The 14,810-nt window shown below is 71.3% G+C and carries 14 protein-coding genes and 1 tRNA gene; 5 read left to right on the top strand and 10 right to left on the bottom strand.

Going from position 1 to position 14,810, the window contains the following annotated elements; genetic code table 11:
* Positions 1-5: 5 nt before the first annotated feature.
* From D9599_RS03195 to D9599_RS03180, 4 genes are all read right to left on the bottom strand, one after another.
* Positions 6-1,310 (bottom strand): UDP-glucose/GDP-mannose dehydrogenase family protein, encoded by a 1,305-nt coding sequence (locus tag D9599_RS03195; RefSeq protein ID WP_198379776.1) that lies wholly within the window; start codon positions 1,308-1,310, stop codon positions 6-8.
* Between the two features lie 213 nt (positions 1,311-1,523).
* Positions 1,524-2,396, bottom strand: a complete 873-nt coding sequence (gene galU, locus D9599_RS03190) for a UTP--glucose-1-phosphate uridylyltransferase GalU (RefSeq protein ID WP_198379775.1) — start codon at positions 2,394-2,396, stop codon at positions 1,524-1,526.
* 81 nt (positions 2,397-2,477) lie between these two features.
* Positions 2,478-3,152, bottom strand: coding sequence for a hypothetical protein (locus tag D9599_RS03185; RefSeq protein WP_309228525.1), 675 nt, complete (start codon positions 3,150-3,152; stop codon positions 2,478-2,480).
* A complete protein-coding gene (locus D9599_RS03180; protein ID WP_309228524.1) occupies positions 3,149-3,919 on the bottom strand; it encodes a VWA domain-containing protein in 771 nt (256 codons plus the stop codon). The genes D9599_RS03185 and D9599_RS03180 overlap by 4 nt, the downstream gene beginning before the upstream one ends.
* Positions 3,920-3,968: 49 nt before the next feature.
* Here D9599_RS03180 and D9599_RS03175 point away from each other — a divergent pair, with 49 nt between their 5' ends.
* Positions 3,969-5,633, top strand: coding sequence for a hypothetical protein (locus D9599_RS03175; RefSeq protein ID WP_198379774.1), 1,665 nt, complete (start codon positions 3,969-3,971; stop codon positions 5,631-5,633).
* A 41-nt stretch (positions 5,634-5,674) separates the two neighbouring features.
* Here the strand turns inward: D9599_RS03175 and D9599_RS03170 are convergent, their stop codons facing one another.
* Entirely contained in the window at positions 5,675-7,939 is a 2,265-nt protein-coding gene (locus tag D9599_RS03170) for an NADP-dependent malic enzyme (protein ID WP_198379773.1), read from the bottom strand.
* 94 nt (positions 7,940-8,033) lie between these two features.
* On the opposite strand from D9599_RS03170, the gene D9599_RS03165 reads away from it, so the two are divergent.
* Entirely contained in the window at positions 8,034-8,237 is a 204-nt protein-coding gene (locus D9599_RS03165) for a hypothetical protein (protein WP_198379907.1), read from the top strand.
* A gap of 114 nt (positions 8,238-8,351) precedes the next feature.
* Here D9599_RS03165 and D9599_RS03160 read toward each other — a convergent pair.
* A tRNA-Leu gene (locus tag D9599_RS03160) sits at positions 8,352-8,437 on the bottom strand.
* Between the two features lie 23 nt (positions 8,438-8,460).
* On the opposite strand from D9599_RS03160, the gene lipB reads away from it, so the two are divergent.
* Positions 8,461-9,180, top strand: a complete 720-nt coding sequence (lipB, locus tag D9599_RS03155) for a lipoyl(octanoyl) transferase LipB (RefSeq protein WP_198379772.1) — start codon at positions 8,461-8,463, stop codon at positions 9,178-9,180.
* Positions 9,181-9,274: 94 nt separating this feature from the next.
* A complete protein-coding gene (gene ybaL / locus D9599_RS03150; protein ID WP_232480071.1) occupies positions 9,275-10,978 on the top strand; it encodes a YbaL family putative K(+) efflux transporter in 1,704 nt (567 codons plus the stop codon).
* A gap of 44 nt (positions 10,979-11,022) precedes the next feature.
* Here ybaL and D9599_RS03145 read toward each other — a convergent pair whose 3' ends face one another.
* Complete coding sequence (locus D9599_RS03145) at positions 11,023-12,393, bottom strand: DEAD/DEAH box helicase (protein ID WP_198379770.1); 1,371 nt, start codon at positions 12,391-12,393, stop codon at positions 11,023-11,025.
* A gap of 336 nt (positions 12,394-12,729) precedes the next feature.
* Here D9599_RS03145 and mtgA point away from each other — a divergent pair, with 336 nt between their 5' ends.
* Positions 12,730-13,437: a monofunctional biosynthetic peptidoglycan transglycosylase gene (gene mtgA, locus D9599_RS03140; RefSeq protein WP_198379769.1), complete on the top strand. Its 708-nt coding sequence runs from the start codon at positions 12,730-12,732 to the stop codon at positions 13,435-13,437.
* 3 nt (positions 13,438-13,440) lie between these two features.
* Here mtgA and D9599_RS03135 read toward each other — a convergent pair whose 3' ends face one another.
* The 3 genes from D9599_RS03135 to D9599_RS03125 are packed head-to-tail and all read right to left on the bottom strand — an operon-like array spanning position 13,441 to position 14,668.
* On the bottom strand, positions 13,441-13,638 hold the full coding sequence (locus D9599_RS03135; protein ID WP_198379768.1) for a hypothetical protein: 198 nt from the start codon (positions 13,636-13,638) through the stop codon (positions 13,441-13,443).
* A 56-nt stretch (positions 13,639-13,694) separates the two neighbouring features.
* Positions 13,695-13,970, bottom strand: a complete 276-nt coding sequence (locus tag D9599_RS03130) for an acylphosphatase (protein ID WP_198379767.1) — start codon at positions 13,968-13,970, stop codon at positions 13,695-13,697.
* Positions 13,967-14,668: an ATP12 family chaperone protein gene (locus tag D9599_RS03125; RefSeq protein ID WP_198379766.1), complete on the bottom strand. Its 702-nt coding sequence runs from the start codon at positions 14,666-14,668 to the stop codon at positions 13,967-13,969. Before D9599_RS03125 ends, D9599_RS03130 begins: the two co-directional genes overlap by 4 nt.
* Positions 14,669-14,810: the final 142 nt, after the last annotated feature.

Here is a 14,810-nt window from a genome sequence, read left to right as displayed (position 1 = left end):
TGGCCCTACTGACGTCCGATGGATTGATAGGTGAAGCCGGCCTCGCGGAAGGCCGCGGGATCCCAGGCATTGCGGAGGTCGAGCACCACGTCGCCGCGCATCGCCGACTTCAGCTTCTGGGGCGAGAGGGCGCGGAACTCGTTCCACTCGGTCAGCAACACCACGGCATCCGCGCTCTCCACGGCGTCGAGCGCCGTCTCCGCGAACTGCACGCCCGCCGGCATCATCTGCCGGGCATGGGAGGGCTGCGGATCATAGGTGCGGATCGTGGCACCTGCCTCAACCAGCCGCGGCACCACCACGAGCGAGGGCGCGTCGCGCATGTCGTCCGTCTCGGGCTTGAAGGTCAGGCCGAGCACTGCGACGGTCTTGCCCGCGGCCGAACCGCCGAGCGCCGCGATCACCCGCTCCGCCATCGCCTCCTTGCGGGCGTCGTTGGCTGCGATCGTCTGCTCCACGATTGTCACCGGCGCGCCCAGTTCCTGCGCGGTGCGGGCGAGTGCCAGCGTGTCCTTCGGGAAGCAGGAACCGCCATAGCCCGGCCCCGCATGGAGGAACTTGCGCCCGATGCGCCCGTCCAGTCCCATGCCGCGGGCCACGTCGTGCACGTCCGCCCCGGCCTTCTCGCAGAGGTCGGCCATCTGGTTGATAAAGGTGATCTTCACGGCGAGGAAGGCGTTGGCCGCGTACTTGATCAGCTCCGCCGTCTCGAGCCCCGTCTGCACGATCGGCGTCTCGATGAGGTAGAGCGGCCGGTAGAGGCGGCGCAGCACCTGGAACGCCCGGTCGCTCTCGGCGCCGATCACCACGCGGTCCGGACGCATGAAGTCGCCGATCGCGTTGCCCTCGCGCAGGAACTCGGGGTTCGAGGCGACCTCGATCTCGAGGTCCGGCCGCGTCTTGCGCAGGATCTCCTTGATCTTGCGCCCCGTGCCGACCGGCACGGTGGACTTCGTCACCAGCACCAGCGGCCCCTTGGCCGCCCGCGCCACCTGCTCGGCGGCGGCGAAGACGTAGCTGAGGTCCGCATGCCCGTCGCCGCGGCGGGAGGGCGTGCCGACGGCGAGGAACACGGCGTCGGCCCCGTTGATCGCCTCGTCGAGGTTGGTGGTGAAGCTCAGCCGCCCGTCGCGCGCGTTCTCCTCCACCAGCCGGTCAAGGCCGGGCTCGTAGATGGGAATGCGGCCGGCGCGCAGCGCCTCGACCTTCGAGACCTCCGTATCGACGACGCAGACGTCGACGCCGAATTCTGCGAAGCAGGCCCCCGAGACAAGGCCGACATAGCCAGCCCCAATCATTGCAACGCGCATGCGATTCCTCAGTCCGGCCCCGGAGGGGGCGTTGCGGCGGCCCTTCCATAAAGCCCCGGCCCCGCGCGGTCGATACGACCGCGCGGTCGATCCTCAAGCTGTGTTCGAAAAGCCTTCGAATCGATCAAGCCAATTCGCGCCGGTCCGGCGGCCGGAACGCACCTCCTGGCGGGCAGGCCCGGACACCGCGGATCCGGTTCCGGGCCTCCCGGCTCAGGACATGTACTTCGGCAGGAAGGACCGCACCGCATTGGCCAGGTCCGGCCGCTTCAGCGCGAAGGCGATCTGCGCCTCCAGGAAGCCCGCCTTGTCGCCGCAGTCGAAGCGGCGGCCCTGGTAGCGCAGCCCGTGGAAGGGCTGGGTGCCGATCATCTTGGCCATGCCGTCGGTCAGCTGCACCTCGCCGCCCGCGCCCTTCTCCATGGCGGAGAGGAAGCCGACCACTTCCGGCATCAGCACGTAGCGTCCGATGATCGTGAGGTTGGAGGGCGCCTCCTCCACCTTCGGCTTCTCGACCAGCCCCTTCACGGAGACGAGCCGGCCCTTGTCCTCGGCCACGTCGAGCACGCCGTACTTGTTCACGCGCTCCATCGGGACTTCCTCGATGGCCACGACGTTGCCGCCGGTCTCCATATAGGCCTCCGCGAGCTGCTTCGTGCAGGAGACGTCGCACTGCATGAGGTCGTCCGGCAGCAGGATGGCGAAGGGGTCGTCGCCGATGAAGGTGCGCGCGCACCAGATGGCGTGGCCCAGGCCCATCGGCACCTGCTGGCGCACGGTGGTGATCGAGCCGGGCTGCAGCGCGGCGGCGCGCAGCTCCTCCAGGATCGTGTTCTTCGCGCGCTCGGCCAGCGTCCGCTCCAACTCGTAGGCAACGTCGAAGTGCTCGACGATGGCGGTCTTGCCGCGCCCCGTGATGAAGCAGAACTGCTCGATGCCGGCCTCCCGTGCCTCCTCCACCGCGTATTGGATGAGGGGCTTGTCGACGATCGGCAGCATCTCCTTCGCGAGCGCCTTGGTGGCGGGCAGGAAGCGCGTCCCCAGGCCGGCGACCGGAAGGACTGCTTTTTTCAGGGGCTTCAGCACGGGCGGCAGTTCCTCATCCTCTTCGTGGCCGGAGATGTGGCATGGCCCGCAAAGGTTGGGAATGCCAGCCGCGCGGCCTGCTCAGCCGAGCAAGGTGTCGCGCGCTGCGTTCAACCGCGCTGCCAGCCATGCGGAGCCGCCTGCATCGGGGTGGGCAGCGCGCATCAACCTTGCGTGGGCGGCACGAATCTCCGCCTCCGTTGCCCCTTCCGACAGGCCCAGGATCGCCAGCGCCTCGGCCCGTGCGGAGGAAGCGCTCGGCGGCGCGGCCGAATCCGCCGCCTCGCGCCATCCCTCATGGGCCCGGTCCAGCCAGGCCTCCACGAGGGGAACGCTCTCAGAATCCTCCGCCGCGGCTTCGGCCAGCAGGTCCCGCAGCGAGGCGAGGTCGAGCGCCGAGAGATCCCACCCGGCCCAGCGCCCCCGCAGCACCCGGCCGGAGAGCGTGCCCGAGGCCGGATCCAGCCGCATCGAGAGCATGGCGGTCTCCACCACGTCCGGCGCCGCGCCGCCGAGCGTGCCCGGCGGCTGCCGCGCCTTCCACCAACGCCAGGCCACCGGCCCGAAGAGCGCCAGCGCCCAGATGAGCTGCCCCGCCCGGCCCGCGACGAGCAGCACCGCCACCAGCACGATTCCCAGCCCCGCCAGGGTGCCGGCGAGCACGGTCTTCACCTGTCCTACGCTGGCGGCGCTGAAGGCGCGCAGCCCTCCGGCGGCGAGTGCCAGCAGCAGCGCCCCGGCCGCGAGCCAGATCACCGGCTTGCCCCCGGCGCCGCGGGACCGGAAAGCTGCGCCAGCAGCCCGCCGGCGCCCGGCAGCCGCGCCAGCGCCTCGCGCCCGCCCGCCGCGAAGGCCGCGGCACCGCGCAACAGCTCGGCCAGCGCCCTCGGGCTGCGGTGATCGAAGGGCGCCCAGGCGCCACCCGAACGCTTGGCGATGCCCCGCAGCACCGGCGCCGCACCGGCATCGTCACCCTCCTGGAACACGAAAGCCGGCACGCCCCGCGCGCCGAGCCGGCTCGCCGCGGCCAGGATCGGGGCCGGCTCCTCCTCCACGGCGTCGCCGACGAAGACGAGGGCGTGCAGCCGTTCGGCCGCCGCCTGAGCCTCCACGTGGCGCAACAGCCGCAGGATCTGCGTGTGCCCGCCCCGGCACTCCACCCCGGTCATCCGGGCGGCCAGCATCGCCGCATCGGCCAGGAAGGGCGTCGCCATGAACTCCCCGTGACCGCGATAATAGGCGAGGCTGACGGTCAGCCGCCCCGCCGTTGCGCCGAACATCTCCGCTTGCACGTGGCAGGCCCGGTCCCAGGTCGGCTGTCGGCTGGCCGTCGCGTCCACCGCGAAGACCAGCCGCGCGGGGGAGGGGGCAGGGCGCAACGCCGGCACGCCCGCCGCTTTCTGCAGAAAGGCGGAGACGGCGCTGCTGGAACGGGCGGGGACGGGCGGCTGGGCCATGCCGGGAACATGGTGCGTCCCCTCGCGCAACGGAACAGAGGCGCCGACCGGGACGAGTGGCGCCACGGCACCGCTTCGCCTAGCCTTTCCACGGCCAAGGGAGACCTCAACACAGATGCGCCGCCGTCACCTGCTTCTCGCGAGCTGCCTTGCCCTGCCCGTCGCGCTCGGCGCCCTGGCCCAGGCGGAGGGGGAGCGCCAGTTCGACGCCGCCGTGGCGCGCCTTCGCGCCGGCATGGGGCCCGACGGCACCATTGAGTGGGCAAGCCGCAGCATCGACCCCGTCACCGGCCGCGTCCGCCTCCAGGGCGTCACCCTCCGCCACGGCACGGAGCGCCTGACGGCCGAGGACGCCACCCTGGAGAACCTGGCGACGGACCGCGTTGGCAGCGCCGTGTTGAACAAGGTCCGCGTCGAGGCGCCCGGCGCCGCCGGCACAAAGGACCCGATGGTCGCGACGGCCGCGCGCGTAACCTTCTCCGCCCTCGTCCTGCCCGCCATTGCCGGCGGTCCGGCGGTGGACTGGTCGGCCGCTGCGGCAGAGGCCGCGACCCTCGAAGCGGTGCGCGTGGAGACGCCCGGCGTTGCCGAGGCCGAGCTCGGCCGCCTGCAGCTCTCCGGCTACGCCCCCGGCAGCCTGCGCGAGGCCACGGCGGAGGGATTCACCTTCACCGACCGGACGGATGGCGTGACGCGGGTGCAGGTCGGCCGCGCGCGTCTCGCCGGCGCCACAGTGCCGCGGGTTGGCCAGCCCTTCGATCCCTGGGCCCTCGCCGCCGACGCCGCTCTGATCGAGGGGGCGGAGATGAGCAGCGAGAAGGACCAGGTCGCCTTCCGCCTCGGCCGCACGCAATTCGACGGCTGGGGAGAGGGGCGGCTCTCCTCGATGTCGATGGAAGGGCTCGCTGTCGGGGGAGACGCGAGCGGCAGCGGCCGCTTCGAGGCGCAGGTCGGCCGCGTCGCCTTCGCCGGTGTCGCGGTGCGCGACATCGCCTATGCTATGGCCAACAACCTGAATCCACCGCAGGGCGCGCCGGGTCAGGACCAGTCGGGTTCGATCGAGGGCATCAATTTCACCCTCGGTGGCGACCAGGTGCTCCGGATCGGCGCCATCCGCGGCCTCAACACCTGGGACAGCAACGCGCCCGGCACCGAGGTCGGCCAGATGGCGGTGGAGAACCTCGCTCTCGATCTCCCCGACGAGTTCGGCGGCGAGATGCTCGACACGCTCGGCTTCAAGGTGATCCAGGGCGCCCTCGGGGTGGATACGCGCCTCACCCGCAAGGAGGGACACCTCGTGGTGGATCCCTTCTTCATCCAGGCGGACGGCATGGGCCGGCTCGGCCTGACGATGGATATCCGCGGCTTCGACGTGCCGGTGCCGGGCACACCCTCGACCGACGACCCCTTCGCGATGATAGCGAACTGGTCCGCCGCGGGGATGAGCCTGCGCTACACGGACCAGGGGCTGCTGCGCACCCTGATCGCCAAGCAGGCCGCCGATTCGAACGTGCCGGAGCGGCAGCTGCGCGACAGCTACGCCCAGATGGCGCTCCGCACCCCGCTGCCGGGTGCCGGCCGCGGGCGCGAGGCACCCGGCGTCACCCGCGTGCGGGAGGCCTTCGCAAGCTTCGCGCGCGACCTCGGCACCATTGAGCTGACGATCCGCCCGCCCAAGCCCGTGCCCTTCCTGCAGGCGGTGGGCTTCGTGGGCATGCCGCCGGACCAGGCCGTGCGCGAACTCGGCCTCACCGCCACGGCCACCCGGCCGGCGCGCTGAGCGACGCCCCTGGGGCGCGCTGAGCGCGCCCGCGCCGCCCGTCAGCCCGGATGGGCGGCGGCGAGGGCCGAGAGGTTCACGATGCCCCGTGCCGTGGTGGTCGGCACCATCACGTGCACGGGCTTCCTCATCCCGAGGAGCATCGGCCCGAGCTGGAGCCCGTCCGCGGCGGCTTTCAGCAGGTTGTAGGCGATGTTCGCCGAATCGAGGTTCGGGAAGACGAGCAGGTTGGCCGAGCCCGTCAGCCGCCCGTCCTTCACCGACCGGTCACGGATGGCCGGCTCCAGCGCGGCGTCGGCGTGCATCTCGCCGTCCACCTCCAACGTCGGGTCACGTTCCTGGATGAGCTTCAGCGCGCGCCGCATCTTGCGGGCCGAGGGCGCGTCTGAGGCGCCGAAGGAGGAGTGGGAGAGCAGCGCCACACGCGGCGTCGCGCCGAAGGCCCGCACCTGCTCAGCGGCGAGATGGGTCATCTCCGCCACCTGCTCCGCGTCGGGATCGACCAGCAGGTGCGTGTCCACGAAGAACAATGCGCCGGCCGGGAGGATCACGCCGGTCATGGCGTAGACCCGGCCCACATCGGGCCGCTTGCCGACAATGTCGAAGGCCTGGTGCCAGTGGGTCATCCACTCGCCGGTGCCGCCGACGATGGCCGCGTCCACGCGCCCGGTCTCCAGCAGCATGGTGGCCGCGACCGTCGGGCGGGTGCGAAGGGAGCGTGCGGCCGCGTCGGGCGGGATGCCGCGGCGGCCCACCTTGGCCTCGTAGACCGGCAGCAGCGCTTCGTTCAGCTCGGTATCGGCGCCGGGGTCGATCACCGTCACGCTGCCCTCGAGGTCCATCCGCAAGCCCATGCGGCGCACCTTCTCGGTGATCACCTCCCGCCGGCCGATCAGAACGGGCTCGGCGATGCCTTCGTCGAGCACGGTCTGCACGGCGCGCAGCGTCCGCTCGTCCTCACCCTCGGCGTAGGCAATGCGGTGGCCGGCGTTGCGGGCCGCGGCGAAGACCGGCCGCATGAGGTCGCCCGAGCGGAAGACGAAGCGTTCCAGCTCCCGCTTGTAGGCGCCGAAATCGGCAATCGGCCGCGTGGCGACGCCCGAATCCATCGCCGCGCGTGCCACCGCCGGCGCGATCTCGAGGATGAGGCGCGGGTCGAAAGGCTTGGGGATGATGTAGTCGGGCCCGAAGATCGGCGCCTGGCCGCCATAGGCCGCGGCCACCACCTCGCTCGCCTCCACGCGGGCGAGGCGCGCAATGGCCTCCACCGCCGCGACCTTCATCTCCTCGTTGATAGTCGTGGCGCCGGCATCGAGGGCGCCCCGGAAGATGAAGGGGAAGCAGAGGACGTTGTTCACCTGGTTAGGATAATCGGACCTCCCCGTGGCCACGATCGCGTCCGGCCGCGCGGCCCTGACGGCCTCGGGCAGGATCTCGGGCTCAGGATTGGCCAGCGCGAGGATAAGCGGGCTCGGCGCCATGCCCGGCAGCCACTCCGCCTTCAGCACCCGCGGCGCCGAGAGGCCGAGGAACACATCGGCGTCGGGCAGGGCATCGGCCAGGGTGCGCGCGTTGGTCGCGCGGGCGTAGCGCGATTTGTAGGGGTCCATCAGGACCTCGCGGCCCTCATAGACCACGCCCTCGATGTCGCAGACCGTGATGTTGTCGCGCCGCGCGCCCATGGCGACGAGCAGGTCGAGGCAGGCGAGCGCCGCCGCGCCGCCGCCGGAGGTCACGATCTTCGCGTCCGAGATCTGCTTGCCCTGGAGCAGCAGCCCGTTGCGCACGGCAGCCGCCACGATGATCGCCGTGCCGTGCTGGTCGTCGTGGAAGACCGGGATCTTCATCCGCGCCCGCAGCGAGCGCTCGATCTCGAAGCACTCCGGCGCCTTGATGTCCTCCAGGTTAATGGCGCCGAAGGAGGGCTCCAGCACCGCGACGGCCTCGATGAACTTCTCGGGGTCGCGCTCCTCCACCTCGATGTCGATGGAGTCGATATTCGCGAACTTCTTGAAGAGGACCGCCTTGCCCTCCATCACCGGTTTCGACGCCAGCGCGCCGATGGCGCCGAGCCCAAGCACCGCCGTCCCGTTGGTGACGACCGCGACCATGTTGCCGCGCGTGGTGTACTCGTAGGCCTTGGCCGGATCGCCCGCGATCTCCATGCAGGCCGCGGCCACGCCGGGGGAATAGGCGAGCGCCAGGTCGCGCTGGGTGGCCATGCGCTTCGTCGGCTCGATGCTCAGCTTCCCCGGCCTCGGCAGCCGATGATAGTCGAGCGCAGCCTTGCGGAAATCCTCGTCCATCACCCCGTTATGGCGCCGCGGGCGGCCCGGCGCCAGCCGGGAACCGGCGCCCCCCGCGGGACGTTCGCCCCAGGTATTCGAAAAGGAGGCGGCAGTGACGGGACCATCGGGAACCAACCCATCCGGCAGCAAGCGCATGCTGCGCCCCGGCGACGAGGCGCCGGTCGGAACGCCGGGTACGGACGAGGTGGTCTGCCCGGAATGCGAAGGCGCGGGCGAGTTGATCGGCAAGCCCTGCATTGCCTGCAACGGCACGGGCATGGTCAACCGCCGGCCGGAGAACCGCGAGAGCGCCTGAGAGGAGAAAGCTTCGTCCGGAACCGCAGGGCGGGCCCCTGGGAGGGGCGCGCCCGTCGCGCTACATGGCGCGGGCAGGGGCCCTGCTGGCCCCCGCGGCAACCGGGAAAAGAAGTGGTGCGGTCAAGAAGATTCGAACTTCCACGGGGTTTCCCCCACCAGCACCTCAAGCTGGCGCGTCTACCATTCCGCCATGACCGCAGGCAGGGGCCGGCGTATAACCGATGAGCGCGTCGGCAGCAACGGGGGTACCAGAGATCATTTCACCAAATTCCGCGCCCGCCCTCGATGTGGCGGCGCCGCCCGTCTCCTGGCTCATCTCCGAGGGTCGGGTGACGGTGCCCGAGGCCCTGGCCGCAATGGAGGGCCGCGTCGCCGGGATCCGCGCCGGCACGGCTGGGGAGGCTGTTTGGCTAGTGGAGCATCCGCCCAGCTACACCGCCGGCACCTCCGCCAAGCCCGACGGCCTGCTCGACAGTCGCTTCCCCACTTACGAGGCCGGGCGCGGCGGGCAGTGGACCTATCACGGCCCGGGCCAGCGCACCGCCTATGTGATGCTCGACCTCACCCGCCCCCACGGTGGCGTCGCCGCCCGCGACGTGCGCGCCTTCGTCCACGGGCTGGAGGAGTGGATGATCCGCGCGCTCGACCGCTTCAACATCCGGGGCGAGCGGCGGGAGGGAAGGGTCGGCATCTGGGTGCAGGACCGCACCGCCGGCACCGAAGCCAAGATCGGGGCCATCGGCGTGCGCGTCTCCCGCTGGGTCTCCTGGCACGGCATCGCGCTGAACGTGGAGCCGGACCTGTCGCATTTCGGCGGCATCATCCCCTGCGGAATAAGCAACCACGGCGTGACGAGCCTGCACGCGCTCGGCGTCACAGCGACAATGGAGGAGGTCGATTCCGCCCTACGCGCCGCGTGGGAGGAGGTCTTCGGCGACTGAGCGGCGCGCGGAAACCCTTCGTCACGCCCTTATCGCTCGCCCGATGGGTGAAGTGGCCGTAATGCTGCGGTCTCACCCGCAGCAGGACACAGCATTGCCCGAACACCACGCGCCGCTCATCGCCATCATCGCCATCGGCCTCCTTCTGGCCTTCATCCTGGGGATGCTCGCCCATCGGGTGAAGGTGTCGCCGCTGGTGGGCTACCTCCTGGCCGGCGTCGTGGTCGGGCCCTTCACGCCCGGCTACGTCGCCGACCAGGACCTGGCGAACCAGCTCGCCGAGATCGGCGTGATCCTGCTCATGTTCGCGGTCGGCCTGCACTTCTCGCTGAAGGACCTGATGGCGGTGCGCGCCATCGCCCTACCGGGCGCCATCGGGCAGATCGCGGCGGCAACGCTGATGGGCATGGGGCTCGGCTGGTTCCTGGGCTGGGGGATCGGCGGCGGGCTGGTCTTCGGCCTCGCCCTCTCTGTCGCCTCCACCGTGGTCCTCATCCGCGCGCTGCAGGAGCGGCGTATCGCCGAGACTGAGCGCGGCCGCATCGCCATCGGCTGGCTGATCGTGGAGGACCTCGCGATGGTCCTCGCGCTCGTCCTCCTGCCCGCGCTCGCGCCGGTGCTGAAGGGGGCGGCGGCGCTGTCCCTAGGCGACCTGGCGCTCACCCTCGCCATCACGCTCGGCAAGGTCGCGGCCTTCGTCGCCATCATGCTGGTGGCGGGGCGCCGGGCCATCCCCTGGGTGATGCACCACGCTGCCCATACCGGATCGCGCGAGCTGTTCCGGCTGGCCGTCTATGCCATCGCCCTCGGCGTTGCCTACCTGGCCTCCGAGCTGTTCGGCGTCTCCTTCGCGCTGGGCGCCTTCTTCGCGGGCATGGTGATGGGCGAGAGCCAGCTCTCCCAGCGCGCGGCGGAGGAGGCGATGCCGCTGCGCGACGCCTTCGCGGTGCTGTTCTTCGTCTCGGTCGGAATGCTGTTCAACCCGGGCGTGCTCTTCAACGCCCCCCTAGCGGTGCTGGCGGTGGTGGGCATCATCGTGCTCGGCAAGTCGGTCGTCGCCTACCTCATTGTCCGCGCCTTCGGGCATCCGTCCGGCACCGCGCTGACCATCTCGGCCAGCCTCGCGCAGATCGGCGAGTTCTCCTTCATCCTCGTCGGGCTCGGCGGCAGCCTTGGCCTGCTGCCGCCGGAGGGGAGGGACCTCGTGCTCGCCGGGGCGATCCTCTCGATCCTGATCAACCCCTTCCTCTTCGTCCTCGTGGAGAAGCGGCGCGGCGCGGCCGCGGCACGAGTTTTGCCCGCCGTGGCGGAAGCATCGCCTCCTCCGCGCCCGGCACCGGCGGCGGAGGTGACCCAGCCTGAAGCCGCCGATCCAGCCCATGAGCTGCCGGCGATGGCGGACCACGACGTGGTCATCGGCTACGGCCGCGTGGGCTCCCGTGTCGTGGCCGGACTGGTCGGCGCCGGGCGCCCCGTGCTCGTCTTCGAGGATGCGGAGGCGGGTGTCGCCGCCGCACGGGCCGTGGGGCTGCCCACGGTCCTCGGCAATGCCGCAGACCCCGAGGTGCTGGCCGCTGCCGGGCTTCCCGCCGCGCGCCGCCTCTTCGTGACCGTGCCCGAGGCCTTCGAGGCCGGCCAGGTCGTCGAGCAGGCCCGCGCCCTGAACGCCACGCTGGAGATCACCGCCCGCGCTCATTCCGACGCGGCGGCGGAGCACCTCGCGAGACTCGGGGCGAACCACGTCGTCCTCAGCGAGAGCGAGGTTGCCCGGCGGATGCTGGAGGGGGCGACGGAATAGGCTGGAACGAGAAAGGGCGCCCCAAGGGGCGCCCTTCGATCAGTTCACCGGCCGTCGCGGAAATCGCCTTCCCGCCAGGAGCGGTCCTTGCGCTCGCCGCCCAGCGACTCCGGCCGGCGCTGGCCGCCAGGGCGACCCTGCCCGCCGGGCCGACCCTGGGACTGGCCGCCACCGGGGCGACCCTGCCCCTGGCGCTGCGGCGCCCCGCGGCCACCACCGCCGAAGCCGCCACCGTCGCGACGCGGGCCGCGCTGCTGCTGGCGGGAGGGCGGGCGCGGCACGGGGCCGGTCGGGATATCGCCCTCGGCCGGCACCTGCTGGCGCGTCAGCTTCTCCACGGCGCGCAGGTAGGCGACCTCGTCCGGTGCCACCAGCGCCACCGCCTCGCCCGAGGCGCCCGCGCGGGCCGTGCGGCCGATGCGGTGCACGTAGGTCTCCGGCACCTCCGGCAGGTCGTACTGGATCACGTGCGTCACGCCGTCCACGTCGATGCCGCGGGCTGCGATGTCGGTCGCGACAAGGATCGGCGCAGTGCCGCGCTTGAAGGCGTCCAGCGCCCGCTCGCGCTGGCCCTGGCTCTTGTTGCCATGGATGGCGCCGGCGGCCAGACCGTCCTGCTCAAGCTGCTTCACGATGCGGTCGGCACCGTGCTTCGTGCGGCTGAACACGAGGGCGCGGCCCACATTCTCGCCGCGCAGCAGGTCGGCCAGGATGGCGCGCTTGCCGTCGGCGCGGGTGTGGATCACGCGCTGATTCACGCGCTCCGCCGTGGTGGCGACGGGCGTCACCTCCACGCGCACGGGGTCGGGCATTAGCTCGCGCGCCAGCTTCGCGATGTCGTCCGGCATGGTCGCCGAGAAGAACATCGTGTGCCGCTGCTTCGGCAGCATCGCCGCCAGCTTGCGGATCTGCGGCCAGAAGCCGCGGTCGAGCATCTGGTCGGCCTCGTCGAGCACGAGGATCTCGAGCCCGTCGAGCCGCACGGCGCGCTGGTTGATGAGGTCCATCAGCCGGCCCGGCGTCGCGATGAGGATATCGACGCCCGTGGACATCGCCCGCTTCTGCGGGTTCTCCGGCACGCCGCCGAAGATGATCGCGGTGCGCGGCCGGATGTGGCGGCCATAGGCACGCACGCTCTCATGGATCTGGGAAGCGAGTTCCCGCGTCGGCGAGAGGATGAGCACGCGGCAGGTGCCGGCTGGCATCCGGCGCGGGTTGTTGGCGATGTGGTTGAGAACGGGCAGCGAGAAGGCCGCCGTCTTGCCCGTGCCGGTCTGGGCAATGCCGAGCACGTCGCGCCCGGAGAGCGCGGCGGGGATGGACTGGGCCTGGATCGGGGTGGGGGTGGTGTAGCCCTCTTCCTCAAGCGCGCGCAGCAGCGGCGCGGCGAGGCCGAGTTCGTTGAACTGTGTCATGGATTCCAATCGGGGCAGCCCGTCCCGGGTTGCCTGAGGCGGGTGGAAGCGCCCCGCGTGTCCGGTCGCATCCAAGGGTATCGGAAGATCTGACGCCCCGGTCAGGGCCGCGCGCATCATTGCGCGGGGCGGCCGTCTCACGCGGCCGAGGCGTGGCCGCGGCATGGGGCCGGGCACGCGGATGAATATGGGAGTTTTCGTGCTGCACTGCAAGATGAAACCTCCCTCGTTACGAAAAGGGGGCTGATATGCAGGCACCGGGCATCAGTGCCACTGCGGGGAAGGTGCCCTCCTGGGCCGCTTGACCGGCGAGGCTGCCACGGCCACCACCGGCGGATGGGACGGCAAGAACTCCTTCACCTTCCAGCCGCCCGGCGAGGCTGGCGCTGGCGGCTGGCGCGACTGGCGCTGCTCCTGTCGCTGCTCCCCTCTGTGCTAATCCTCGTTTACGGCTTCATCCCGCCGCCCGTCACGCCGCTGATGCTCATCCGCGCCGTGCAGGGCCACGAGATGCGCCGCGACTGGGTGTCCCTCGGCTCGATCTCCCCCGCCCTAGCTCAGACCGTCATCGCCGGGGAGGACAACCGCTTCTGCACCGAACCCTTTGGCTTCGACTTCGGCGCCCTGCGCGAGGAGGCCGAGGCCTGGTGGGACGGGGAGCGCCCGCGCGGCGCCAGCACCATCACCATGCAGACGGCGAAGAACATCGCCCTCTGGCCCGGCCGGGACCCGCTGCGGAAGGTGGCCGAAGCCTGGCTCACCCCGCAGATCGCGATCCTCTGGCCGAAGCGGCGGGTGATGGAGGTCTATCTCAACGTCGTAGAGTTCGGCCCCGGCCTCTACGGCGCCGAGGCCGCTGCGCGCGCCTTCTTCGACAAGCCTGCCTCGGCTTTGACCCTCCGTGAGGCGGCGCGGCTCGCGGCCGTGCTGCCCAGCCCGCTGAACTGGTCGGCGGCCCGGCCCTCCGAGCACGTCCTCCGCCGCGCCGCCGTCATCGAGCGGCGGGTCGGCCAGCTCGGGCCGCTGCTGGACTGTGTGCGGTAAGGATCAGCCCGTCCCGCCATCGTCGGTCTTGCCGCTCTCGGCCAGCTCGCGCAGCTCGCGAGAGGTGAGGCCGGCGGGCACGGAGCCTGAGAGCGTGCCGTCGCCCGCATCCTCATGGGCCTGGTCGGTCGGGGCGCCGCCCTCCGTGTGAGTGTCATTGCCAGGGGCGGGCTTCGGGTCGGGGCTCGGCTTGTCGCTCATGATCGGCTCCTCAGTTCCAGTGAAGGGAACGCAGGGAGAGGGACCTGGATGCCCTGTCAGAGGGTCGGCCGCTTATGGAAACCGGGCTCCTCCGGTAACGGCCCGAAGCTCTCCTCGATCGCGTCCACCCGCGCGCCAGGCGGGCCGCGGCGGGTGGCGAGCAGCACGGCGCCGACTGCGTCCTCCCCCCCGGCCAGCAGCGCTTCCACCGAGCCATCCGCCCGGTTGCGCACCCAGCCGCTGAGGCCGGCCGCCGTCGCCTCCTCCACCAGCCAGGCGCGATAGCCGACGCCCTGGACGCGGCCACGGATGCGCAGCAGCCGCGGTGTCACCGCGAAAGCTCCAGCAGCCGCGCCGCGAGGGCGACATCCGCACCGATCCGGACGCGCCGCGCCTCGGCTTCCGAATCCGTGCCCCAGAAGGATTCCTGGTAGGTCTCGTCGATCATCGAAAGCCGGTGCGCCTCCGCCGCGTCGATCCGTCCCGCCGAGAGCGCCAGGCCCAGGACCACGCTTCCCATGGCCGGCACCGCGATGCCGAGCGCCGAGAGCCCGAAGGGCGAGTGCGCGGCCACCGCGGCGTGCAGCGCCCGAAGCGAGTCCGGCGGCTGCGTGACATGGACAATGCCGGTCGTCACCCGCAGCGGCGCGTCGTGCTGCAAGGCCGCCCAATCAAGGATAGGCTGCCAGTTCTCGGCCTGGATGGCCGCGAGCCTCCGGTCCTCGGCGCGGTAGCAGAGAAGATCGCTCTCCCCGTACTCGGCGATGGCGGCCGCACTCGGCGCCGGGTCGGGTGCAATGCGGTCCACAGCCGTGCCGACGAGGCGGGTGAGGGGCACCTCCTCCATCGACATCTCATTGCCCTTGCCCCCGCCGGCCATGTCCCACTCCGCCGCGACCGCTTCCGCCAACGGGCGGCTGGGCAGGTGCAGGGTGGTGCCGCCTGGCAGGCGCAGCGGGCGACCATCGAGGGCGATGCCCCAGCCCTGTTCCATGGGCTGGACGGCGGCTTGTTCCCAGAATCGCTTCATGCGCCGCAAGTGGGGTCGCAGGGGGTAGGCTGGCAAGTTGGTCGATAGGGAAGGATTTCGTCCCCTCTGGAGAAGGGCAGGGAGGGGACCGCGACGACTTGCCGTGGCGGCATGCACAGCGGCAGCGGCGTCCAGGGAGGCC

This window comes from Roseomonas sp. KE2513 (assembly GCF_016107305.1).
Lineage (GTDB): Bacteria > Pseudomonadota > Alphaproteobacteria > Acetobacterales > Acetobacteraceae > Roseomonas.
This window is presented reverse-complemented; position numbering and strand designations above follow the sequence as displayed.

Excerpts from the sequence above, each read along its gene's own strand:
- D9599_RS03195 (WP_198379776.1), bottom strand. The coding sequence starts at position 1,310 with ATGCGCGTTGCAATGATTGGGGCTGGCTATGTCGGCCTTGTCTCGGGG.
- D9599_RS03175 (WP_198379774.1), top strand. The coding sequence starts at position 3,969 with ATGCGCCGCCGTCACCTGCTTCTCGCGAGCTGCCTTGCCCTGCCCGTC.
- D9599_RS03170 (WP_198379773.1), bottom strand. The coding sequence starts at position 7,939 with ATGGACGAGGATTTCCGCAAGGCTGCGCTCGACTATCATCGGCTGCCG.
- lipB (WP_198379772.1), top strand. The coding sequence starts at position 8,461 with ATGAGCGCGTCGGCAGCAACGGGGGTACCAGAGATCATTTCACCAAAT.
- D9599_RS03145 (WP_198379770.1), bottom strand. The coding sequence starts at position 12,393 with ATGACACAGTTCAACGAACTCGGCCTCGCCGCGCCGCTGCTGCGCGCG.
- mtgA (WP_198379769.1), top strand. The coding sequence starts at position 12,730 with ATGGGACGGCAAGAACTCCTTCACCTTCCAGCCGCCCGGCGAGGCTGG.
- D9599_RS03135 (WP_198379768.1), bottom strand. The coding sequence starts at position 13,638 with ATGAGCGACAAGCCGAGCCCCGACCCGAAGCCCGCCCCTGGCAATGAC.
- D9599_RS03125 (WP_198379766.1), bottom strand. The coding sequence starts at position 14,668 with ATGAAGCGATTCTGGGAACAAGCCGCCGTCCAGCCCATGGAACAGGGC.